The organism is Arthrobacter sp. TMN-49 (assembly GCF_054511095.1).
Genome location: NZ_JBTNDH010000002.1, coordinates 179,647 through 202,094, shown reverse-complemented (window position 1 = coordinate 202,094; position 22,448 = coordinate 179,647). Strand labels below are relative to the sequence as shown.

At 61.9% G+C, this 22,448-nt stretch carries 20 protein-coding genes, 1 tRNA gene and 1 other RNA gene; 7 read left to right on the top strand and 15 right to left on the bottom strand.

Annotation, left to right across the window (positions count from 1 at the left end):
- The first annotated feature begins 103 nt into the window (after positions 1–103).
- Together ACX80E_RS02080 and ACX80E_RS02075 are read left to right on the top strand one after the other, a co-directional pair.
- The gene (locus ACX80E_RS02080) at positions 104–964 is read left to right on the top strand and encodes an acyltransferase domain-containing protein (protein ID WP_459300048.1); all 861 of its coding nucleotides are present in this window, start codon (positions 104–106) and stop codon (positions 962–964) included.
- Between the two features lie 96 nt (positions 965–1,060).
- Positions 1,061–2,668, top strand: a complete 1,608-nt coding sequence (locus ACX80E_RS02075; protein WP_459300046.1) for a peptide chain release factor 3 — start codon at positions 1,061–1,063, stop codon at positions 2,666–2,668.
- 31 nt (positions 2,669–2,699) lie between these two features.
- Here the strand turns inward: ACX80E_RS02075 and ACX80E_RS02070 are convergent, their stop codons facing one another.
- From ACX80E_RS02070 to ACX80E_RS02060, 3 genes are all read right to left on the bottom strand, one after another.
- Complete coding sequence (locus tag ACX80E_RS02070) at positions 2,700–3,503, bottom strand: HNH endonuclease family protein (RefSeq protein ID WP_459300044.1); 804 nt, start codon at positions 3,501–3,503, stop codon at positions 2,700–2,702.
- Between the two features lie 197 nt (positions 3,504–3,700).
- Positions 3,701–4,080: RNase P RNA component class A (rnpB, locus tag ACX80E_RS02065), an RNA gene on the bottom strand.
- Between the two features lie 180 nt (positions 4,081–4,260).
- Positions 4,261–5,751, bottom strand: a complete 1,491-nt coding sequence (locus ACX80E_RS02060) for a glyceraldehyde-3-phosphate dehydrogenase (protein ID WP_459300042.1) — start codon at positions 5,749–5,751, stop codon at positions 4,261–4,263.
- 276 nt (positions 5,752–6,027) lie between these two features.
- Between ACX80E_RS02060 and ACX80E_RS02055 the strand changes: the two genes are divergently transcribed.
- The gene (locus ACX80E_RS02055; protein WP_459300041.1) at positions 6,028–6,792 is read left to right on the top strand and encodes a YaaA family protein; all 765 of its coding nucleotides are present in this window, start codon (positions 6,028–6,030) and stop codon (positions 6,790–6,792) included.
- Positions 6,793–6,897: 105 nt separating this feature from the next.
- Here ACX80E_RS02055 and ACX80E_RS02050 read toward each other — a convergent pair whose 3' ends face one another.
- Together ACX80E_RS02050 and ACX80E_RS02045 are read right to left on the bottom strand one after the other, a co-directional pair.
- Positions 6,898–7,635, bottom strand: coding sequence for a zinc ribbon domain-containing protein (locus tag ACX80E_RS02050; RefSeq protein ID WP_459300039.1), 738 nt, complete (start codon positions 7,633–7,635; stop codon positions 6,898–6,900).
- Positions 7,636–7,683: 48 nt separating this feature from the next.
- Entirely contained in the window at positions 7,684–8,574 is an 891-nt protein-coding gene (locus ACX80E_RS02045) for a Nif3-like dinuclear metal center hexameric protein (RefSeq protein WP_459300072.1), read from the bottom strand.
- A gap of 173 nt (positions 8,575–8,747) precedes the next feature.
- Here ACX80E_RS02045 and msrA point away from each other — a divergent pair, with 173 nt between their 5' ends.
- The 3 genes from msrA to epsC all read left to right on the top strand — a co-directional run bounded on the left by msrA (position 8,748) and on the right by epsC (position 11,043).
- Positions 8,748–9,272: a peptide-methionine (S)-S-oxide reductase MsrA gene (gene msrA, locus ACX80E_RS02040; RefSeq protein ID WP_459300037.1), complete on the top strand. Its 525-nt coding sequence runs from the start codon at positions 8,748–8,750 to the stop codon at positions 9,270–9,272.
- A gap of 101 nt (positions 9,273–9,373) precedes the next feature.
- Positions 9,374–10,309, top strand: coding sequence for a cysteine synthase A (gene cysK, locus ACX80E_RS02035; protein ID WP_459300035.1), 936 nt, complete (start codon positions 9,374–9,376; stop codon positions 10,307–10,309).
- A 146-nt stretch (positions 10,310–10,455) separates the two neighbouring features.
- Positions 10,456–11,043, top strand: coding sequence for a serine O-acetyltransferase EpsC (epsC, locus tag ACX80E_RS02030; protein WP_459300033.1), 588 nt, complete (start codon positions 10,456–10,458; stop codon positions 11,041–11,043).
- A 127-nt stretch (positions 11,044–11,170) separates the two neighbouring features.
- On the opposite strand, the gene gndA is transcribed toward epsC, so the two are convergent.
- From gndA to ACX80E_RS02010, 4 genes are all read right to left on the bottom strand, one after another.
- A complete protein-coding gene (gndA, locus tag ACX80E_RS02025; protein ID WP_459300031.1) occupies positions 11,171–12,622 on the bottom strand; it encodes an NADP-dependent phosphogluconate dehydrogenase in 1,452 nt (483 codons plus the stop codon).
- 139 nt (positions 12,623–12,761) lie between these two features.
- On the bottom strand, positions 12,762–13,817 hold the full coding sequence (locus tag ACX80E_RS02020) for an L-idonate 5-dehydrogenase (RefSeq protein ID WP_459300029.1): 1,056 nt from the start codon (positions 13,815–13,817) through the stop codon (positions 12,762–12,764).
- Positions 13,818–13,820: 3 nt separating this feature from the next.
- Positions 13,821–14,591: an SDR family oxidoreductase gene (locus tag ACX80E_RS02015; RefSeq protein WP_459300027.1), complete on the bottom strand. Its 771-nt coding sequence runs from the start codon at positions 14,589–14,591 to the stop codon at positions 13,821–13,823.
- 94 nt (positions 14,592–14,685) lie between these two features.
- On the bottom strand, positions 14,686–15,609 hold the full coding sequence (locus ACX80E_RS02010; protein WP_459300025.1) for an NAD(P)-dependent oxidoreductase: 924 nt from the start codon (positions 15,607–15,609) through the stop codon (positions 14,686–14,688).
- An 86-nt stretch (positions 15,610–15,695) separates the two neighbouring features.
- Here ACX80E_RS02010 and ACX80E_RS02005 point away from each other — a divergent pair, with 86 nt between their 5' ends.
- On the top strand, positions 15,696–16,760 hold the full coding sequence (locus tag ACX80E_RS02005; protein ID WP_459300023.1) for a D-2-hydroxyacid dehydrogenase: 1,065 nt from the start codon (positions 15,696–15,698) through the stop codon (positions 16,758–16,760).
- A 187-nt stretch (positions 16,761–16,947) separates the two neighbouring features.
- On the opposite strand, the gene ACX80E_RS02000 is transcribed toward ACX80E_RS02005, so the two are convergent.
- The 6 genes from ACX80E_RS02000 to ACX80E_RS01975 all read right to left on the bottom strand — a co-directional run bounded on the left by ACX80E_RS02000 (position 16,948) and on the right by ACX80E_RS01975 (position 22,447).
- Positions 16,948–18,306 carry an MFS transporter gene (locus tag ACX80E_RS02000; protein ID WP_459300021.1) on the bottom strand — a complete coding sequence of 453 codons (1,359 nt, stop codon included), beginning with the start codon at positions 18,304–18,306 and terminating at the stop codon, positions 16,948–16,950.
- Between the two features lie 131 nt (positions 18,307–18,437).
- Complete coding sequence (locus ACX80E_RS01995) at positions 18,438–19,274, bottom strand: IclR family transcriptional regulator (protein ID WP_459300019.1); 837 nt, start codon at positions 19,272–19,274, stop codon at positions 18,438–18,440.
- Between the two features lie 644 nt (positions 19,275–19,918).
- Positions 19,919–20,221, bottom strand: coding sequence for a hypothetical protein (locus ACX80E_RS01990; protein ID WP_459300017.1), 303 nt, complete (start codon positions 20,219–20,221; stop codon positions 19,919–19,921).
- 111 nt (positions 20,222–20,332) lie between these two features.
- A complete protein-coding gene (locus ACX80E_RS01985) occupies positions 20,333–21,241 on the bottom strand; it encodes an exonuclease domain-containing protein (protein ID WP_459300015.1) in 909 nt (302 codons plus the stop codon).
- Between the two features lie 108 nt (positions 21,242–21,349).
- A tRNA-Val gene (locus ACX80E_RS01980) sits at positions 21,350–21,425 on the bottom strand.
- 86 nt (positions 21,426–21,511) lie between these two features.
- Positions 21,512–22,447 carry a Sir2 family NAD-dependent protein deacetylase gene (locus ACX80E_RS01975; protein ID WP_459300013.1) on the bottom strand — a complete coding sequence of 312 codons (936 nt, stop codon included), beginning with the start codon at positions 22,445–22,447 and terminating at the stop codon, positions 21,512–21,514.
- Position 22,448 lies beyond the last annotated feature (1 nt).

Genomic DNA, 22,448 nt, shown 5'->3' with positions numbered 1-22,448 from the left:
GCCTGCCGGGGCGTGAACTATGCGCAGGACCCGTGATGGGTTCTGCGCATAGTTGTTTGCTGGCGGGCCAATGCAGCAGCCGCGGGTTCGCTAAACTAACCCCATGACCTCGCGCACCGCCATGAGCCCCGACCTGACACTTGACTACTTGGGCATTGCCCCCGGCGATCGTGCCGAATGTTTGGCACTCATGGAGAGCCCGCTTAGCCCGGCCGCAGCCAAGGTGTACGGCTACCTGCTGGAGCGACTTGGCAGTGCCGATGATTCGGTGCCGGAACTGGGCACCGACGAACACCCCGTGACAGAGCTTGATTGGCTGCGCGCCATGCTGACGTTTGTCCCCCACCTCTTGCAGTGGCACGCCGGGCGGAACATTCCCGACGCCATCTCCCGTGCGACGCTGGCCGATTTTGGCCGGAACATGGCCATCAACCGCCGTGTTCACAACCGCTTCGGCATGGACACCTACAAATGGCTAAACCAGGTATTTTCCGGCCGCCTCTACCAGCTGGGCCGGCTGCAGTACCTCATTCACCAGCCCAAAGCGGCCATCCCCGGTGTTGACGCCGAGGAGTGGATCCTGGGTATTCATATCCCCGAGGGCGGCGGATTGGGTGCAACAACTGTGAACGAGAGCCTGGCCCTGGCCCGCCCATTCTTTGAAGAACACTTTGCAGACCAGCCGGTTCGCACCGCCAATTGCGAGTCCTGGCTGCTGGACCCCTACCTGGCCACGCAGTTGGAGCCGGGCACCAACATCGCCACTTTTGCGGCGTTGTTCACCCCGTACGGCGAACCTCGCGACGAACCCACCGACGCCGTCTATTTCACCTTCCGCACCCGCAGCCTGGAGAACGTCGATTCCCTGCCGCGGACGACGGCGTTGCAAAGGATTGTCCTGGAGCGCATCGATGCCGGAGGTACTTGGCAGTTGGGTTTCGGTTCCCTCGAATTGCCCCGTTAGACCCCTGCCCACTGGATGCCCCCTCGCTGCGGTAAACTTGGTAGTTGGTGTCTTGCCTCCGCCTGAACATTCTTTTCGCCGCTAGAAAGTAGTCTTGTGTCCTCTCCGGCCCAACCCCCCGCCCGCGCCACCGAAATTACCGGCCAGGCGGAACGTCGGCGAACCTTCGCCGTTATTTCGCACCCTGATGCGGGTAAGTCCACGCTGACGGAAGCGTTGGCATTGCACGCCAAGGTGATTGGCACAGCCGGGGCAACCAACGGCAAGTCCAACCGGAGGGACACGATCTCGGACTGGCAGCAGATGGAGAAGGACCGCGGCATCTCGATCAGCTCCGCAGCGCTGCAGTTTTCCTACCGTGACACTGTCATCAACCTGCTCGACACCCCCGGCCACGCCGACTTCTCCGAAGATACGTACCGCGTGCTGGCGGCTGTGGATTGTGCCGTCATGCTTGTTGACGCCGGTAAGGGTCTGGAAACACAGACCATGAAACTTTTTGAGGTGTGCCGGCAACGCAATCTGCCCATCATCACAGTCATCAACAAGTGGGACAGGCCCGGTCTGGATCCGCTGGAATTGATGGATGAAATCACCGAGCGCACGGGGCTCACGCCCATGCCGCTGACCTGGGCCATCGGCATCGCCGGCGACTTCCGGGGCGTGTGGGACATCCGCCGCAACGAGTTCGCCAAGTTTGCACGTAACAGCTCCGGTGCCCAGATTGCACTGACCGAATACATGACCCCTGAGGCGGCCGCCGAATCCGAAGGGGAGGCCTGGACCGATTCCACCGAGGAAGCCAGCTTGGTGGTAGATGTCGACGCTCCCGTGGATTTGGCGGCGTTCTATGCCGGCAAGGCCACTCCCCTGCTGTTCTCCTCAGCCGCACTGAACTTTGGTGTGAAGCAGATTCTGGACACCCTGGTGGACTTCGCACCGCCCGCCTCACCACGCCCCGACGTGGCCGGCGCCACCCGCCCGGTGGATGCTCCGTTCTCAGGTTTTGTCTTCAAGGTACAGGCCGGCATGAACCAGGCCCACCGCGACCACGTGGCCTTCATCCGGGTCTGCTCCGGCATGTTTGAGCGTGGCATGGTTGTCACCCAAACCCGCACCGGCAAATCCTTCGCGACCAAGTACGCCCAGCAGGTCTTTGGCCGCGACCGCGAAGTGATTGACACAGCCTTCCCGGGCGATGTTGTTGGCCTGGTCAACGCCTCCACGCTGCGCGTGGGCGACACCTTGTTTGTTGAGGAATCGGTGGAGTACCCGGCCATTCCGCTCTTCGCCCCGGAACACTTCCAGGTGGCCCGCTCCAAGGATCCCAGCAAGTACAAGCAGTTCCGCCGCGGCATCGAGCAGCTTGAGCATGAAGGCGTCATCCAGGTGCTGCGTTCGGACCTGCGCGGAGACCAGGCACCCGTGCTGGCGGCCGTGGGCCCCATGCAGTTTGAAGTTGTCGAGGACCGCATGCATCACGACTTCAACGCCCCCATGCGTCTAGAGCGCCTCCCCTACAGCCTCGCCAGATTGACGACGCCGGACGCCGCAGCCACGCTGAGCACTGTCCACGGCGCTGAGGTGCTGGAGCGCAGTGATGGTGAATTCCTGGCCCTGTTCAACGATATTTGGGCCATGCGCCGGGTCGAAAAGAACTACCCGGAGCTGCCTTTGACGGAGATCGGCACTAAGCGCGAATAGGGATTCCCTGCTTTGTTCCTGCGCGGTGGGTTTATTTCACGTACCCGGAACCCAGCGCCGCTTGCCTCGGGCAGCGGCCCAGAACGTTTTCCATGGCCCACTTCTCGGCTGGCGTCACCCACAGCTGGTAGGCGGCTTTGACCGATATTTGCCGGGCCACATAGTGGCAACGGAACTTTTTCGAGGGTGGCAGCCAGCTGGCGGCATCGGCGGCGCTCTTGTCTTGATTGGCGTCCCCGTCCACGGCCAAGAGGTTCAGCGGATCATTGGCCAGGGACTGCCGTTGCAGCGGCGTCAGGATGGCGGCTCCCGTTTGCCAGGCGTTGCCCAGGGCCACCACGTGATCAATTTGAACGGCCTCGCTGGTGTCCTTGCCGCGTTGGAATGGCACGTTCTTGCCGGTGTATGGCTCGTTCAGCGTGCCTGATGACACCAGACACAGTGATCCCGCAGTGAACTGCACCGCCTGCAGATCGCGGCGCAGGACGTCGTTGCGAGTGTCGCAGCCATTGGCATCAGCATCCAGCCACGCTTCGCCAAAGGCACTGCGTTGGTAGTCAGGTTGCGGCGATTCACCTTTGACCTGAAGGGTTTCCAGAACGGCCAAAGCCGATGCTGACGTCAGAACCGCTATGGGCTGGCCCAATGCGGGCGAGGGCGTGGTGACCGCCGGCGCTGGACCGGCATCCGGTGTGAACGGCCAACGACCCGAGCTGTGCAGCCAGCCGGCCAAAACCACCAGCACCACAACGGCCAACAAAACGGCTTCCCGAACGGGCGGCCGTGGCGCCTTATCTGTGCGCTGCTGGGTGACGTCTTGCGCGTGCCGTGCCATGGGACATCCTCACCCCTGACCCGCCCTAGGCAAGGACTCCCGCTGTTGGGCTCAGCTGACCCGGTCCGTGGTGCGTCCTTGTGCCCGGAGCATTGTAGTGCCGGTAACTCGGTCACTTTAAGTTTAGAAGGTTGCGCGGGAAGGTGGCGCCAGTTATCCACAGGGGCAATCAAGGCGCACGAATTGGCCTGTTTGTTTGGATAGGGCAGCCGTTACGCCGGGTTTTGTCATCCGCCGAAGTTACCCGCGGCGGAGAGGCAACCATCCATCTACGAACGCCGTTGCCGACGCCCTCTAGCAGCCTACCCAGACACTCGGGCGAACAGCCCTCAATCATGCCCTGTCTGGCCTTGCTCCGGGTGGGGTTTACCTAGCTTCCCTAGTCACCTAGGGAACTGGTGGTCTCTTACACCACCGTTTCACCCTTACCTGCTCCGGTCGAAGCCGTGCAGGCGGTCTCTTCTCTGTGGCACTGTCCTGCGGGTTACCCCGAGTGGGCGTTACCCACCACCCTGTTCTGTGGAGCCCGGACGTTCCTCGAGCCACTTGCGTGACGCGCGGTTGCCTAGCTGCCCTATCCAGTGGTCAAGTCTACAGGGCGAGGGGCCACAAACGAGCGCAGCGAGTTTGGGGAGCCCTGTGGACGCTACAGGGCTGGCGCCTTGCCGGGGACGCACCCACGGTGGGCCGGCACGCAAAAGGCGGGTCCGCCGTCGAACTTTATTGTTCGACGCCGGACCCGCCCTGAGTACGTTAGCTAGACCAGCACTGCGACCGGCTCGACAACGGCGTCAAGCGCCGGGAAAGCGCGCGGGTGAACCCCGGCCATTTCCTCCATGACGCGGACCACCTGGCAGCTGTAGCCGAATTCGTTGTCGTACCAGACGTAGAGCACCAGATGCTTATCGTTGCTGATGGTGGCCAAGCCGTCCACAATGCCGGCACGGCGGGAGCCGACAAAGTCGCTGGAGACCACCTCGGGTGAGTCGATGAAGTCGATCTGCTTGCGCAGGCCCGAATTCAGCGACATGTCGCGCAGGTGCGTGTTGACCTCGTCCTTGGTGGTGCCGTTTTCCAGGGTCAGGTTCAAGATGGCCATGGACACGTTCGGGGTGGGCACCCGGATGGAGTTGCCGGACAGCTTGCCCTCGAGCTCGGGCAGGGCCTTGGCCACAGCCTTCGCCGCGCCAGTTTCGGTCAGCACCATGTTCAACGCGGCCGAGCGGCCCCGGCGGTCACCCTTGTGGAAATTGTCCGTCAGGTTCTGGTCGTTGGTGAACGAGTGAACCGTCTCGACATGTCCGTGCACAATGCCGTACTTGTCATTGAGCACCTTCAGCACGGGCGTGATGGCGTTCGTGGTGCAGGAGGCTGCGGTGACAATGGTGTCCTCGGCTGTGATGGTGCCGTGGTTGATGCCGTGCACAATGTTCTTCAGCGCACCCTTGCCCGGCGCCGTCAACAGGACCCTGGCGGCGCCCCGGCTCTGCAGGTGCTGGGACAGGCCTTCCTCGTCACGCCAGCGGCCCGTGTTGTCCACGATCAGGGCGTCGTGGATGCCATAGGACGTGTAGTCAATGGTGGCCGGGCTGTCCGAGTAGATGACCTGGATGGCTGTGCCGTTGGCCAGGATGATGTTGTTCTCGGCGTCAACTGTGATGGTGCCGTTGAACGGGCCGTGGACGGAGTCGCGGCGCAGCAGGCTGGCGCGCTTGGTAAGATCGGCGTCGCCACCCTTGCGCACCACGATGGCGCGCAGGCGCAGCCCGTGGCCGCCACCGGCGTGTTCGATCAGGATACGGGCCAGCAGGCGGCCGATGCGGCCGAACCCGTACAACACTACGTCCGTGCTGGTGCGCTCATCAGCACCGAAGCGATCGACGACGTCGGCCAGTTCGATGCGCAGGAACGTCTCAAGGTCATTCTCATCCGAGGCCTTGAAATTTGCATTGAGCCGGGCCAGGTCAAGCGAGGCTGCACCTAGTTGCAACTTGGCAAGCACCTGCAGCAGTGGCAGGGTTTCTTCCACCGGAAGTTCAACATCGTCAATCTGGCGGGCAAAGCGGTGGGCTTTGAGAAGGCTAATGACAGACTGATTGATCAGTGATCTGCCGTGGATGCTGGTGAGAACATTGTTCTCCCGGTACAGCCTGCCGATGAGCGGAATCATGGCCTCCGCCATGGATTCGCGGCCAATCCACGAATCCAAAATTGTGTCGCAGTTGTTTGTCACGAGTTGTTGCACCACGTAGATAACCTCTTCTAGCTCAAAACACCCTTGGTCCAAGCCAAATCTAGTGTGACAGCGCGCCGAGGTTACGCGCGAGTTCCGTGATTCACTTCACTAGACCGGTCCACTCCCGCGTCAGCCCATCCCGCGCCCCCGCGTCAGCCCATCCCGCGCCCCCGCCCCCGCGAACGGGCAGTAGATGTTGATGTTGGCGCCCAGCATCAACATCTACTGCCCGTTCGATTTCCGAAGGCAGTGGAATGCGAGGGGCGAACCGGCCGCTAAACTCGAACGGTGCTCATTTTGTTGCCCCCCTCCGAAGGTAAGACCCCCGCCGACGCAGGAAGACCTGCGGATCTGGCCGAGCTCAGTTTCCCCGAGCTGACACCAGCCAGGGAAGGGGTGGCGTTGGCCCTTGCCGCCGTCTCCGAGCAGCACGACGCGTTGAGCCAGCTGGGCGTTGGGGCAACCTTGGCCCACGAGGTCAGCAGAAACACCAGACTGATCCATGAACCGGCAGCCCCGGCACACACCATCTACTCAGGGGTGCTCTTCGACGCCCTGGGGTACAGCAGCATGAACGCAGCACAAAAGAAGAAAGCCGACTCCACCGTGCTGGTGATTTCAGGGCTGTGGGGCGCCGTGCGCTTTGGCGACAGGATTCCCGCCTACAGACTTTCCATGTCTGTTGGTCTGCCGGGCCTAGGCAAGTTGGCCAGTTTTTGGAAGCCAAAACTAGCCCAAGCGCTCAATGGACATGCCGAGGGTCACCTGCTGGTGGATTGCCGCTCCAGCAGCTACGCCGCCGCGTGGGCTCCTGATCCGCACCGCACCGTGTCCGTCAACGTTCTCACCGAACGCGACGGCACCCGCAAAGTGGTTTCGCACTTCGCCAAGCACACGCGCGGGGAATTGGCGCGGCATTTGATCACCCGCCGCGGCAAGGAGCCGCTAACCCCTGAGCAGCTGGCCTCGGCTGCCGGTGAAAAGTGGCAGGTGGAGCTTGTGGCCGGCACAGCCCGCAAGGCGCACGCGTTGAACATCATTCTCACCGACTGACAGCCCGAATCACCGCCAATCGCAACTGGCCCGCAGAAAACGCCGAAAATATCCACGAATTCGTGAATTTTCGGCGTTTTCTGCGGGCCAGTTGTGCTGGGGTGTCTAGTTCCACTCGTCCGAGCGAACCAGGATGGCGCCAGAATCCGGGCAGAAGACAATCGTCTCCGGTGGGGCCTTCTTGATATCCACCAAGTCCCCGGCACTTAGCTGCATGCCCGATCCTTCCGACTTTCCATGGAACAGCCGGGCAGCACCCACGCCGTACTTGGCCAAGGAACGCTCGTAGATGGCCAGCAGCTCAGGAGCAAAGGTGGCGGTCAATTCCGCACGTTCAGCCAATGTGGCATCGCGCTCCATTTTCAAGGCACCCAGTTTGCTGCGTACCTCATCAAGAACTTCATCCAGCACTGATTGCATCTGCTCCACCAGGGCTCGTTGCGCGCCTTGCTGGGCAGTGACCTGCTCGTACGCCTCCATGCGCTCCAACTCGGTGTCTTCGAGCTCGCCGCGACGCTTGTTTAGCGACACCAGTTCACTCTGGAGGGCCATGAGGTCCTTAGACAGGCCCGTGCCACTGTTGAGCTTGGCATCGTCGCGCTCAATGCGTGCCACAACTGCTGCCACATCATCTTCAGACTTCGTCAGTGCCCGGTGCGCATCACTGAGGGCAGTGTCAAGAACCACAAGATCACTCTTGGCCACCGTGACACCCGCGTGGAGATCCGGGAGTCTGGGATCTTCCTTCAGGGTCTTCGCCTGAACATCGAGAGCCCGTAATTTGCCATCCAGAACCTGGATATCCAGCAATCGCATCTGCTCTGCCGGTGCTGCCTTAGCCATGTAAATCCTCCTGCTACATCGTGTGGGTGGTGCAATCCTTATGACAGCCTAGTTCCCGGGCGTCAGAATAAAGTCCCATGGGTCCGTGTTGGTTTGGCTGACCACCAATTCCGCCTCAAACCCCTGGTCCGCGAGCACATTGCCCAACGCCTTGGCCGCCGCCGGCAACCACAGCCATTCGCTGGCAAAGTGCGAAAGATCGATGAGGTATGGCTTGCCGTCCGCCCGCGCTTCACGAGCTTCCGACGCCGGATGGTGACGCAAGTCTGCTGTGACGAAAACGTCGGCGTCGCTGGCGCGCACCGCATTGAACAAACTGTCACCGGAGCCACCACACACAGCCACTTTGTGCACCAATGCGTCCCTGTCCCCCGCAACGCGGACGCCACCGGCAACGGCTGGCAACGTCAGGAACACCCTGGCGGCCAGATCACCCAACTTTTCTACACCGGGCAGCAGGCCCACCCGGCCAATTCCTTCTTCAACCAGTCCGTGGGCTGCCGGCATCAGCGGCTGGACGTCGCTGAGTCCTAGAACATCGGCCAGAACATCAGACACACCGCCCACAGCACTATCGCCGTTGGTGTGGACTGTGAGCAAGGCACAGCCACCCTCAATCAGCCGGTGAACGGCACGGCCCTTGCCGGAAGTGGCGGCCACCGAATTCACACCCTTCAACAACAAGGGGTGGTGAGTAATGAGTAGTTGCGCCCCCCATTCCAGGGCCTCATCAATGACTTCCAGTGTGGGGTCCACGGCAAACATGATCCGCTCCACCTCAGCCTCGGGGCGGCCAACCACCAAGCCAACACGGTCCCAGTCTTCAGCCAGCGATTCGGGCCAGAGCTCCTCCACTGCCAGCAATACGTCGGCAAGAACGAGTGTCTCCAAGTCCTCAGCACTGCCGGGCTCAAGCTGCTCAGTTTCCGGGCCGTCCATATCCTCAGCAGTGTCGATAGGGGTTTCCTGCGCTTGGGATTCTTCGTCAACCACGTCTGGAACAGCGTGGGGCGTGGGAAAAATTGGTTCCTTGCTCATGTTCCTACTTTACTGGCGTGCGGCCATTGCCACGCACGGGAATGGACGCGGCGCAAAATGACTTATAAATAGACATGTTGACTTTTGTATTGGGTGGCGGCTGTTTCTGGTGCTTGGACGCCGTCTACCAGATGACCAAGGGCGTGCACTCTGTGGTGTCCGGATACACCGGTGGCGCGGTGCCCAACCCCAGCTACGACCAGATCTGTTCCGGCATGACCGGACATGCTGAGGTAGTATCGGTGACGTTCGATGAAAACGTCATCCCCGCTGACATCATCTTGGACATGTTCTTCACCCAGCACGACCCCACCACACTCAACCGGCAGGGATACGACACCGGAACGCAGTACAGGTCGGCCATGTTCTACGCCAATGCCGAAGACGAGGCGGCCTTCCGGGAGGCAATTGTGCGCAACCAGCCCAATTGGCGCCACCCCATAGTGACAGAGGTGACGCGGCTGGGCCACGTCTACGACGCTACTGCCGACCACCAGGACTTTTACGCCAAGCGCCCCGAAGTGGGCTATTGCCGGGTCATTATCGACCCCAAGATCGCAAAAGTAAGAAAACATTACGCCCAGTGGCTCAGGGCCTAGATACCAGCAGAACCGCTAGCTACGCTGTCCAATAAGCACCCATCCGCGCGGGCATTGACACCACCTGAGCTCGTGACGACTTCTTGAGAGTAGGACCTTACATGGCACGGATTTATGACAACGTCACGCAGCTTGTGGGCGGCACCCCTTTGGTGCGCTTGAACCGCCTGACGCAAGGCTTGAACGCCACAGTGGCTGTCAAACTCGAGTTTTACAACCCTGCCAACAGCGTCAAGGACAGGATCGGTGTAGCCATCATCGACGCCGCTGAAGCGTCCGGCGAGCTCAAGCCCGGTGGCACCATTGTCGAAGGCACCTCAGGCAACACCGGAATCGCCCTAGCCATGGTCGGCGCTGCCCGCGGTTACAAGGTCATCTTGACCATGCCGGAAACCATGTCAACCGAACGCCGTGTCATGCTGCGCGCCTACGGTGCTGACATTGTCCTGACCCCGGGCTCGGAAGGCATGCGAGGAGCCGTGGAGAAGGCCAAGGAGATTGTGGCCACCACCGAGAACTCGATTTGGGCCCAGCAGTTCGCCAACCCTGCCAACTCTGCCATCCACTTCGCCACCACGGGCGAAGAGATTTGGGATGACACCGACGGCAAAGTAGACATTCTGGTTGCCGGCGTCGGCACAGGCGGCACCATCACCGGTGCCGGCCAGCTCCTAAAGAAGCGCAACCCCAACGTGAAGGTTGTGGCTGTGGAGCCGATTGACTCGGCCATCCTCAACGGCGGCGCACCCGGACCGCACAAAATCCAGGGTCTGGGCGCCAACTTCATTCCCGAGGTGCTCGATCAGGAGATTTACGACGAGGTTCTTGACGCCACCTTGGAAGACTCAGTGGCTGTGGCCCGTGCACTGGGCAACCAGGAAGGCATCCTGGGTGGCATTTCGGCCGGCGCCGCCGTATGGGCCGCCCTGGAGCTGGCCAAGCGTGAGGAAAACGCCGGCAAACTTATTGTTGCCGTGGTTCCTGACTTCGGCGAACGCTACATTTCAACTGTGCTGTACGACGATATTCGGGGCTAACGCACCCTCATCTAGGCCCGCATTGCCAGATTGCTCCCGCATCACTGACGCCGCTGCGTCGCTGATGCGGGTCTTCTGGTATGTGGGGCCGCCCGTATTGCGAACTCCGCCGAACTAGAACGACGGCGACCAACTGAAAGAAGTCTGTGGGATTTTTCGGCAGAATACGTGAAGACCTTGAGTCCGCCCGGTCGCATGACCCCGCCGCTCGTGGCTCCATGGAGAACTTTTTCGTCTACTCCGGCCTGCACGCCATTTGGATGCACCGGCTGACGCACACAATGTGGGCCAAACCCGGGCTGCGATTCCCCGCACGGGTGCTGTCGCAGCTGACACGATTTGCGACAGGCATCGAAATACATCCCGGCGCCACCATTGGCAGGCGTTTCTTCATTGACCACGGCATGGGCGTGGTCATTGGCGAGACAGCAGAAATCGGTGAGGACGTCATGATTTACCACGGCGTCACCCTCGGTGGGCGTTCACTGGCAAAAACCAAACGCCACCCCACCATCGGCAGCCGGGTCACCATCGGAGCCGGGGCAAAAGTTCTAGGTCCCATCCACATCGGTGACGATTCCGCCGTGGGAGCCAACGCCGTCGTCGTTAAGGACGCACCTGCCAACTCCATCCTCACGGGGATCCCGGCCACTGTGCGGCACAGGGACGCCAAGAAGGAAATGGCACCCGCCGTGGACCCGGCTGAATACATCGACCCGGCCATGTGGATCTAGGTTTTCGTGGCAACCGGTGGGTCACTTCGCCACAACCGGAACTGACCCGCAGAAAACGCCGAAAAATCACGGGAAACCCGTGATTTTCGGCGTTTTCTGCGGGTCAGTTGCAAAAAGAGGCGCGGGATTAGTGAGTGTCTACCGCACTGATCTCGGACTTGTCGCCACTCCACTGGGTGTGGAAGGTACCTTCAGCGTCGACACGGCTGTAGGTGTGAGCCCCGAACAAGTCGCGCAGGCCCTGGGTCAGTGCCGCCGGCAGGCGCTTGCGGCGCAGGCCGTCGTAGTAAGCCAGTGAGGAGGAGAACACGGGAACCGGGATGCCCAGCTGAACGGCCGTGGACACCACGCGGCGCCAGGCCGGGAGAACCTCGGCAATTTCCGCTGCGAAGGCCGGGGCGAACAACAGGTTCGCCGGCTTGTCGTCGGCCGCGTACGCCTTCGTGATGTCCTTGAGCAGCTCGGCACGGATGATGCAGCCGCCGCGCCACAGCGAGGCGATCTCATCCAGCTTCAGGTCCCAGTTGTATTCCGTGGCCGCGCTGGTCAGCATGTCGATGCCCTGCGCGTAGCTGATGAGCTTGGACGCATACAGTGCCTGGCGAACGTCTTCGACGAAGTCGGCACCCAGGTCAACAACAACCTCATGGCCGGCAAGAACGTCCTGGCCAATGGCACGCTGGTCACGCTGTGAGGACAGGCCGCGAGCAAACACTGACTCAGCAATGGCGGAGATGGGCGAACCCAAGTCCAGACCTGACTGGACAGTCCAGCGTCCGGTGCCCTTCTGGCCTGCGGAGTCAACAATGACGTCAACCAGCGGCTTGCCGGTCTTGGCGTCAACGTGGCCCAAAACTTCTGCCGTGATTTCGATCAGGAAGGAAGCCAGCTGGCCTTCGTTCCACGTGCCGAAGATCTCTGCCTGCTCGGCCGGCTCGATGCCTGCTGCACTGCGCAGCAGGTCGTAGGCCTCGCCAATAACCTGCATGTCGGCGTATTCGATGCCGTTGTGGACCATCTTGACGAAGTGGCCGGCGCCGTCGGTGCCGATCCATGCGCAGCAGGGCGCACCGTCAACCTTCGCGGAGATTTTTTCCAGCAACGGACCGAGCGCGTCGTAGGACTCCTTGGAGCCACCGGGCATGATGGAGGGACCCATCAGGGCACCTTCCTCACCGCCGGAAACGCCAACGCCCACAAAGTGCAGGTTCTTCTCCGCCAGCGCTGCCTCACGGCGGCGGGTGTCCTGGTAGTGCGAGTTGCCGCCGTCGATGATGATGTCGCCGGCTTCCATGAGCGGCACCAGCTGATCGATGACGGAGTCAACCGGTCCGCCAGCCTTGACCATGATGAGCACGCGGCGTGGCTTCTCCAAGGAGTCGACCAGCTCGGCCAATGTCTCGGTGCGGACAAAGCTGCCCTCGTCGCCATGAGCCGCCAACAGCGCGTCAGTCTTTTGCACTGAGCGGTTGTGCAGGGCAACCGTGAACCCGTTGCGGGCCAAGTTGCGGGCAAGGTTGGCGCCCATGACGGCCAGACCTGTTACGCCGATTTGTGCAGAGCCTTTTTGTTCAGACATAGTACCTCCAGTGCGGAATCAATGATTTCTTCAAGCTTATCGGTGCCGGAGCTGCTTCCCCAGCCGGTTCCATGATTTGGATATGTCACATGACGCCCCATCCATGGCAACGTGGGCCTGTGCAAGCTAAATGTTGTCCCTAGGCATTGAAGTTCAGCAGAACTTTCCCTGACATGGCCGAGTTTTTGGCCGTGTCAAACGCAATCAGCGCGTCATCGAGTGCGTATTCGTGTGTAATAACCGGATCAACAAACAACGAGCCGTCGGCGAGTGCCGCAATCACCTCCTCAATTTCATCGTTGAAGCGAAACGAGCCCAGTAACTCCAGCTCGCGAGTGATCGCCAGTGAGATGGCGACCGGCTGCGGCCCTGAGGGTAACAACCCGACCATGACAACGCGCCCACCGCGCACAGTGCCCTTGATGGCCGATTCCAGACCGAAATGGTTTCCGGAGGACTCAATGACCACATCGGCCTCAATTGCGGCAATGTCCTCCTCCCCGGGTGCTTGCAGAAGCACGTCCGCCCCCACTGCCTTGGCGATCTCCAGAGGTTTGGCGTGCATGTCAACGGCTGTGATGTGGCCGGCACCGGCCCGCTTGAGAGTTGCAATGGCCAGCGCGCCGATGGGCCCGCAGCCAACCACAAGCACCGACTTTCCCCGAACGTCGCCGGCACGCCCCACCGCATGCCATGCCACACTGGCCGGCTCAACGAGTGCGGCCCGGCGCAGTGGGAGAGACACAGGGAGCGGACGGAGCATGTGTGTGGGCAAGTTGGCGTAGCGCAAGAACGCGCCAGCGGTGTGCGGGTGGCGTGCGGCGCTGCCAAGATAGGTGCACCCCGGGGAAAGGTTGGGGCGGTCGGCGGGGTATTTGGCAGTGCCGGGCCCCGGGGTGGCCGGGTGGACGGCCACGGGTGTTCCAACGGCGGGTCCTGTGCCGTCGGCGGCAGCAGTGACCACCACACCTACAACCTCGTGCCCCAGCACCATGGGGTCTTTAAGGATGGATTCCCCGGCGGCACCGTGCAACCAGTAGTGCAGGTCGGAGCCACAGATCCCGCCGTAGGCAATATTGACCACAGCTTCGCCGGGGTTCGGTTCCAGCAGCGGCACCGCCTCGATGCGAAGATCGCCCTTACCGTGGGCCACCACGGCCAGCGTGCTCGGAGGCTGTGTTGAGTTTGTTGTCATGGTTTACACCACCACCGTCATGCCGCCATCGATGAAGATGGTTTGTCCGTTGACAAAATTGGACGCAGCGGAGGCCAACCACACGGCCGGGCCGATCAGGTCCTGCACGGTCCCCCACCTGTTGGCCGGTGTGCGGCCCAGAATCCAGGCGTTGAACTGCTCGTCGTCAACCAACTTCTGGGTCATCTCGGTGTGGATGTACCCGGGAGCGATCCCGTTGATCTGCATCCCGCCGCCGGCCCACTCCGCCGTCATGGCGCGGGTCAGGTTGCGCAGCCCGCCCTTGGCGGCCGTATAGGCGGCGATGGTGGGGCGGGCCAGGTCAGTCTGTACGGAGCAAATGTTGATGATTTTTCCGTGACCGCGGGTCAGCATGCCACGTGCAGCCTCGCGTCCCACCAAGAATGCACTCGTCAAATCCGTGCGCAGCACCCTGTCCCAATCCTCAACCTTCAAGTCAAGGAGTGGGACACGGTGCTGGATCCCGGCGTTGTTGACGAGGATATCCAGCGGCCCAACCTCGCTTTCAATCCACGCCACACCTTGAGCGGCCGCCACATCACTGGTGACATCAAAAGCGACGGAGCGGATTCGTCCGGGCGAAAAATCCGCCGCCATCGCTGCCTCGGCTGCGGCGAGCCGTTGCGCATCCAGCCCGTGGAGCACAACAGTTGCCCCGGCCTCGGCAAGTCCTCGCGCCAGCGCGTTGCCGATGCCCCGGCTGGAGCCGGTCACCAAGGCAACGTGACCGCTCAAATCAAACAATCCAGTCATTCGCCAGTCCTTTTCTTGTGTGAATCTCTCATTTATTTCCCCACCCCGCCCCGCGCCAAGGAGCCGTCAATCCGTCGATGGCGACCGGGCCATGTCAGGGGCCCGGTCGCAGCCGGGCAATACTCTCGCGGACCACGGCAAGGTCCATGTCACCGAGCCCCTGCTCCGTTAAGGCTCCATAGAGCGCATGCCCGGCCCGGGCCATGGGCACGGCCGATCCTGCCGCCTCGGCGCTTTCGAGCACAAAACCCAGATCCTTGTGCATAAATTTGGCGGGTCCGGTTGGCGCATAGTCCTTGGCTGCGATCCGCGGCCCCACCACCGTCAGCACGGCACTGCCTGCCAGTCCCCCGCCGAGCACCTCAAAGAGCGCTCCGACGTCCATGCCCGAGCGTTCGGCGAGTTCGGCTGCCTCGGCAAGTGCCGCCGTGGTGGTTCCCACCAGCAATTGGTTACACGCCTTGGCGAGGGAACCGGAGCCCAGCCCGCCCAGCAGGCGAACGGTAGTTCCCATGCTTTCCAGTACGGGGAGCACACGCTTAAAGTCGCTCTTGGAGCCGCCGACCATGATGGCCAGCGTGCCGTTCTGCGCACCGACAGTGCCGCCGCTGACGGGCGCGTCGATGACGGCGGCGTGTCCCGCGCTGGCCCGCGCCACCTCCGCACCAAAAGCCTGGACGGCCTGGGGTGAAACGCTGCTCATGACAACCACTGCGGTGCCCGGCGCAGGTGGTGCCGCCCGCCACGCCGCAAACAGGGGCGCCGCAGCGTCGGCAACAAAGCCAAGATCGGGCAGCATGAAGATGATGACGTTGTGGTCCCGCAGGTCCGCGACAGTGGCTGCGGCGTCTGCGCCCCGGGCCCGCAGGGATTCAGTGGTGCCCGCGGAACGATTCCAGACCGTCAGCGGCCAGCCCGCCCGCAGCAAATTGGCGGCCATTGGGGCACCCATGTGCCCCAAGCCGACAAATCCGAGGGTGTACGGGCGATCGTGGCCCGATGAAGGGGTTTGCGTCATTGCGCACCTGTCCTCACAACATTGTGGTTGGGGTATTTCTGGTGACTCCTTGTCACATTTGTTCAGTATTCTATCCACAATTCAGTATGATGAACATCATGATGCCTCAGAATCTCACCGTCGCGATTGCCGTCCCGCTCGAAGCCGAACACGTGGAGGCCATCAGGGCCGCCCATCCAGCCGTCACAGTGCTGTACGAACCAGAGCTACTCCCCCCGGAGCGTTTTCCTGCCGACCATGCCGGAGCCCCTTCCTTCCGGCGGACGGACGAGCAGGAGGCCCGCTACTGGGAACTGTTGAGCAGCGCCGATGTTCTCTACGGTTTCCCGAATGAGAATGCTGCGGGTTTGGCCACCATCGCGGCCAGCACCAAGCTGGCGTGGATCCAGGCCATGGCCGCGGGCGCCGGCGGAGCAGTCAAGGCAGCCAATCTGTCAGCGGCAGATCTGGCGCGCATATCCGTCACCAGTTCCGCAGGCGTCCACGCGCTGCCGTTGGCCGAATTCGCCATGATGGGCGTACTGAACGGCTTCAAGCGCACCGCCGAGCTTGCCGCCGATCAGGCCGCCAAGCACTGGCCCGAACTGCGCACACCCACCCGCCTCCTCAGTGGTTCCACGCTGGTCATCACCGGTCTGGGTGAGATCGGCTTGGAGACGGCCCGCCTGGCTCACGCGCTCGGCATGAAGGTCAGCGGCACCAAGCGCGCTGTCGAAGCCATCGAGGGCATCGACGTTGTCACCGACACCGCCGGGCTGCCGGCACTGCTGGCCACGGCCGACGTCCTGATCAACACCCTGCCGGGCACTCCCTACACGGAGAAGATGATCAACGCGGAAATCTTCAACGCCATGAAGCCCGGCACCGTGCTGGTCAACGTCGGCCGCGGCACTGTTATTGACGAGGCTGCTCTGCTGGAAGCCCTCAACAACGGCCAGGTCTCCTACGCCTGCCTCGACGTATTTGCGGTGGAGCCCCTGCCGGCCACAAGTCCACTGTGGAACCACCCGCGCGTCATGGTTTCCCCGCACACCTCGGCATTGAGTGTGGCCGAGAACCGCCTCATCGCTGAGCGGTTCATCGAAAACCTGACCCGCTTCCAGTCCGGTGAGCCGCTGCTGCACACGGTGGACCCGGTCCACTTCTACTAGAAAGCACAGCCTGCTCAGGGGAGCCTCCGTTTGCGGGGGCTCCCCTTTTGCGTGTCCGTGCCCCGATGACGTACGACGGCGGCCGGCTGGATCCCAGCGCAAGGCCCGGCCCGGCGTCGGGCCTGCTCGGGAAGCTTAACGCCAAGCGGCGCCCGTCGAAACGGGCGCCGCCGGTGGATGACTTGGGTTACGTGGCGTCCTCGGTCAGATTGAGGTCACGGCCAACTGTTTCGGGAGTAACGAACGTGGTGGCGAAGGAGATTGCCGCCAACACCAGGGAGTAGCCCGCGAGCACTACCCACGACTGATGGGTGATGGCCAGCAGCAGGCCACCCACGAACGGTGCTATGCCGCCGGCAAAGACAGCAGATATCTCCCTGCTCATGGCCACGCCGGTGAAGCGGTGCGTGGAGCCAAAGAGCTCGGGCAGCAAGGCGCACTGCGGACCAAGCATGGACTGCACGCCCAGCGCAATGCCGATGCTCATGACGATCCAGACCAGCGTGACGTTGCCCAGCGAGATCAAGTAGAACGCCGGGAAGGCGAACAAGAGCTGGAACAAAGCTCCGTAGCGGTACACCTTGACGCGGCCCACCCGGTCAGACAGGGCACCAAAGGTAATCACCATGATGGCTGAGAACCCTGCGGCAATGAGGAGGCCAACGGGGCCAATGAACTTGTCGCCCTCAAATATGCCTCCCTTGGCGGCCATGAACCCGACCAGCAGCGTGGAGTAGATGGTGGAGTTGCCGTTTTCACCCATGCGCAGGCCGATGCCGATCAGCACGTTCTTCTTGGAGGTGCGCCACAGAACGCCCAACGGGTTCTTGTTGACGTTTTTGTGCTTCTCCAGCTCCTGGAAGACAGGGGTTTCCTTGAGCTTGAGGCGAATGTAGATGGCGACGGCAATTAGCAGGATGCTGGCCAGGAACGGCAACCGCCACAGCCATCCTGTCAGAACCTCGGGATTCGCCAGGCCCAGGAGCGCGAAGGTGCCAGCGCCCAGCAACGTGCCGATCTGGATGCCAACAAACGGCAGGGCTGCGAAGAATCCGCGGCGCGTGCGCGGGGCCACCTCGGAGATGAGGGTGGTGGCGCCGGCCTGCTCGGCGCCGGCTCCCAGCCCCTGAATGATGCGCATGAGGACCAAAAGAATGGCACCCAACATGCCAGCTTGCTCGTACGTTGGCAGCAAACCGATGGCAAACGACGCCGTTCCCATGAGGCCGATGGTCAGTAGCAGGACCTGTTTGCGACCGAAGCGGTCTCCAATGTAGCCGAAGATCAGTCCACCAAAGGGGCGTGCTGCGAATCCAACCCCGTAGGTGGCAAAGGCGGCAATGAGGGCACCCGTTGCGCCCAGCGGGGCAAAGAACAATGGGCCAAAAATGAGCGCAGTGGCCAGGCCGTAAATGTAGAAGTCATAGTATTCCAGCGCCGAACCAACGGAGCTGGCTAGGGTGGCCCGGCGAAGCTGGTCCGGATCGACTGGCTCGTCGGTTTGCGCCGCGGACGGACGGGTGGGGCGTAAAGGCTGTGTAGTCACTGGTTCTCCCTTGAAACGTCCCGAACCACCATTGGTCCAGGCAGGCGACAACGACCGTTAGGTCGATCACTATGCTGAACAGCGTACATCACAGTGAACGGTTCGCCAAGGGAAAAATGTTATCCGGGTCACTAACCCATGGGATTGCCCAGCATTTTGGTCAACTCCAGCAACTCCCGCACCATGGCACCGCGCTGCTCGTCCGAGAATGTGGCCTTCAAGGCTGTCACCGAGACCGCCAGGTTGGGACCATGGGAACCGTGCGTCGGCACAGCCACCCCCAGGCTCACCACCCCCAAGGTGGATTCCTCGTCCTCAAAGGCGTACCCCTGCGCGCGAATGCCAGCAATCTCCGCTTTGAGTTCCCGCCCGGTTTTAAGCGACCGGGGCGTCATGACCGGCAGTGCCACGTCATCCGGGAAGAGCTCCTCCAGATCATGGTCGTGCAGTCTAGCCACCAGCGCCTTACCTACAGCACATAGTGTGACGGGCATCTTGTCGCCAATATTGGAGGTCAACCGCACGGCCGGGTGCCCCTCATAGCGGGCCAGGTAGATGACATTGTCGCCGTCAAGCATCGCAATGCGCACCGTCTCACCCTTGAGCATGGGCGCCTGCTCGCAGAAGCGGTAAAACTCCCGCACCTCGTCCCGGCGGCTCAAGTAGGCAGCACCAAGCTCCACGAGCTTCACACCGAGCGCGTAGTCGGAGCCCTGCCGGGTGATCAGCTCGGCATCCTCGAGCGCCTGCAACAGATTTGATGTGGAGGATTTCGGAATGCCCAGTTCGCGGGCCAGATCGCTAAGGGTCAGGCGCCCGGTGACCGATTCAGCAAGCGCATCGAGCACCGCCGCGGCCCTCGTGACAGCCGGGGCGGGGGTTGCATTGCCCCTCGGGTCAAGGCTTTTCGCTGGCGCGGGACCCTGCGGGGCGTTGGCGCCCTTTGTTTCGGCCTGAACTTCACTCATATAGCTTCCTCGACGCTGAAGGTGGGGACCCATGGCACCCATGGGCCCGCATTCCACCACAACCAACGGTTCATTGCAGTGAACAAGTTCCATCCTACTGTCCACGCGAAGATGTAGAACGTCCGGTCTTGTGTTTTTTTCACAGGGGAGGTATATTTTCTTCAGACCTTCCACTGTGGCGTCCCCCAATAGCCACAGTGGGAGGTCCTCCACGTTAAGCGCCCGTTGTCGGCGCACACGCCACACTCCGGCCACCTACAGTGTCCTATGCGCTGATCGTCGCGCCCTTGGCCACGGCAGTCGCTCGCGAGGTGTCCACCAGCTGCCCCGTCGTGGCCTAGCCACGATGCCGGCGCCACGGTTGCTCAGGGTCGCCCAAGCCGAGGCAAACCCGCCCGGCTAACTGTGACGGGGCCCGCCCCGGACCACTTCGCCGCCCGGGGAAAATGAGCCTCCTGCGCAGACCCCACAGTTCTGAAGCGCTATCTGGAAATTTGGCGTGTCAGTTTGCATCCTGTGGATTCAACGGCTATATTTTTAGTACTGGTTCCCCACCACAGCGTCCCCCAATAGCTGTGGCGGGGAACCTTTCACTTTAAGTGGCGCCGTTGAAGAACTGCCGGCCACTGCGCCACGACAGGCAGTCACCGCGCCGCGGGCTGGGCACCGCGGACCCGCCAGGCGCCGCCGTCGGAATCGCACTCCAGCTCCATGGTGACCAGGTCGCTGCGCGGGTTTCGCCCTAAACGCGCTTGCACCTGCCACACCTGGACGTCCACGCGGCCTTGGCCCTTAGGCATCCGGCGCGCGAGCCGCCACCAGTCGGTTCGCTCGAACCATCGCACAGGTTCGGCACCAATCAACCATTCGTGGCCATCGCGCCGCACCGCCACCGGCACGCCAGCGGGGGTTGTGCGCACCACCAGGAGTTCCATCGCAGATTTCATATCCCGTACGCTACGGACTGGCTCTGACATTCAGCCTCTTGGGGCTGCGGGCTTTCCCGACTCACGACGGCGGGTGGCGCGTGGAGCGTGGCGGGTGGCGCGCGGAGCGTCTTACCGAAAGGCCATGAGCCGCAGGAACTGTTGTTCGCTGATCACCTGGATATTTTGTCCAGCCGCTGCGAGCTCGTGGGCGCGTTTGACCTTGCTGCTGGGCAAGCTTCGAGCCTTTCCCAGATCGGCGCACACCACCAGTGTGACCTTCTTGGTGGTGCTGTTGGCAATCGTGGCGCCCCTGGCGGCTGCCGCGTCCTGGGCCTGGTCTCGCGGCATGGCAGCAAGATCTCCGCTGAAGACGATTGTTTGCCCGAAAAGTGGACCGTGGGGATTCGCCAAGGCGTTTGCCGGGGGCAGATCAGCCAATCTGCGGGTGTATCCCGCTGAAAGGTAGCTGGGCTGTTTGGCTGCCGTTTTGGCGCCGGGTGCCGGCCAGAGTTCCGCCAGGGTGGAGGCGCCGTTGCGGCGGGCCAGTTCAAGGGCAATCAGGGCGCTGGCGCGTGCGTCGTCACCGGCGTCGTGGTGGTTGAACGCCGGCAGCTGCAAGGCGCCCACAACATCGGAGAGTGTGTAGTGGGCCAGGTCCAAGTGTTTTCGCGCCAGGGTCAGGGTGCAGTGAAAATCCGCGGCGTGGGCGGGCAGGCCGCAGGCTTCATTGGCCTTTGAAATGACTGATCTCTCAAAGCTGACATTGTGACCCACTAGCGCATCGCCGCCAATAAAATCCGTCATGGGTCCGTAGATTCCACGCCAGGTGGGCATGTTGTGCACGTGCGCGGCGGTAATACCGTGAATGCTCACATTGACGGGGTGAAACGCCTCATAGCCGGGCAAGGGTTTTATCAACCATGAGGCCTGTTCGGTCACCTTCCCGGCCCGAACTTTAATCAGCCCCACCGCACATGCGGAGGCGCGGTAGTTGTTGGCTGTTTCAAAGTCGATTGCGGTAAAAGAAATACCGTCCATCAAATCCCCTTTACGATGTCAATCCTCAGACACCCCTGCAGGGGCCCAGAATGCAAAGAACCCCGCGGTTTCAAGACTGTTTGTCTTGAACCCGCGGGGTTCTTTTATTGGTGGGTCCTACCGGGATCGAACCGATGACATCCACGGTGTAAACGTGGCGCTCTACCAGCTGAGCTAAAGACCCATTCATTACTCAGGCTTCCTTGCTTTGCGCTTGTTGGCCTGACCAACGAGAAACTACTGTACATGATGTTTTGGCGTTTGCGCCAATCAAGGCCTCAAAGTGTCGGTGATGTGGGTCATACACTCACTGACCCCCGCGTCAATCTTCACATCTGCCAGCTCGTCTCCCCGGGTGGCACCCCTGTTGATGATGATCACGGCCTTTCCGCCCTTGGCTGCTTTCTTCACAAAACGAAGCCCGCTCCTGACAGTTAGCGACGAGCCCGCCACCACTATCCCGGCCGCCGCCTCAACCATGGCGAATGAGCGTTCCACCCGATCTTTGGGGACATTCTCGCCAAAGAACACAAAGTCGGGCTTGAGCATGCCTGTGCATACCGGGCATGCTGGCGGCGTGAACGCGCCAATCAGAACCTCATGCTCCAGATCAGCATCGCCATCCGGACCAACCGCAACGCCCCCGAGCCGCGCAACAGCATCGAGGAAGTCGGGATTGGCGACCCCGAGCAACGTGGCAACGAAGGCCCTACTGAAGATTTCCCGGCACTGCAGGCACACCACACGGTCGTAGCGGCCATGGAGGTCCACCACATCGATGGCGCCAGCTTCTTCATGGAGCCTGTCAACGTTTTGGGTGATGATCCCGCTGAGCAACCCGCAACCTTCGAGCACTGTTGCGGCGAAATGGCCGGCATTCGGGGTCGCCTGGCGCATGAAGTGCCAACCCAGGTGATTGCGGGCCCAGTACCGTTGGCGCAGCTGCGCGTCACCAACGAATTCTTGATACGTCAGTGGGTTTCGGGGCACCGATGTTGGTCCGCGATAGTCCGGGATCCCGGAGTCAGTGCTCAGGCCGGCGCCCGTGAGCAGAACAAACCTTCGCCCACGCCACAGCTCCACCACCTGCCCCAGCTGCACCCTGACGGCAGGAATCAGCACTCGCTCAGCGGCGGGAATGGCCGGCTGCGGAGAGCCGGCAGCCACCAGGGCTGTGAGACCAATGCCGGGGCGGAGAGGATCCATG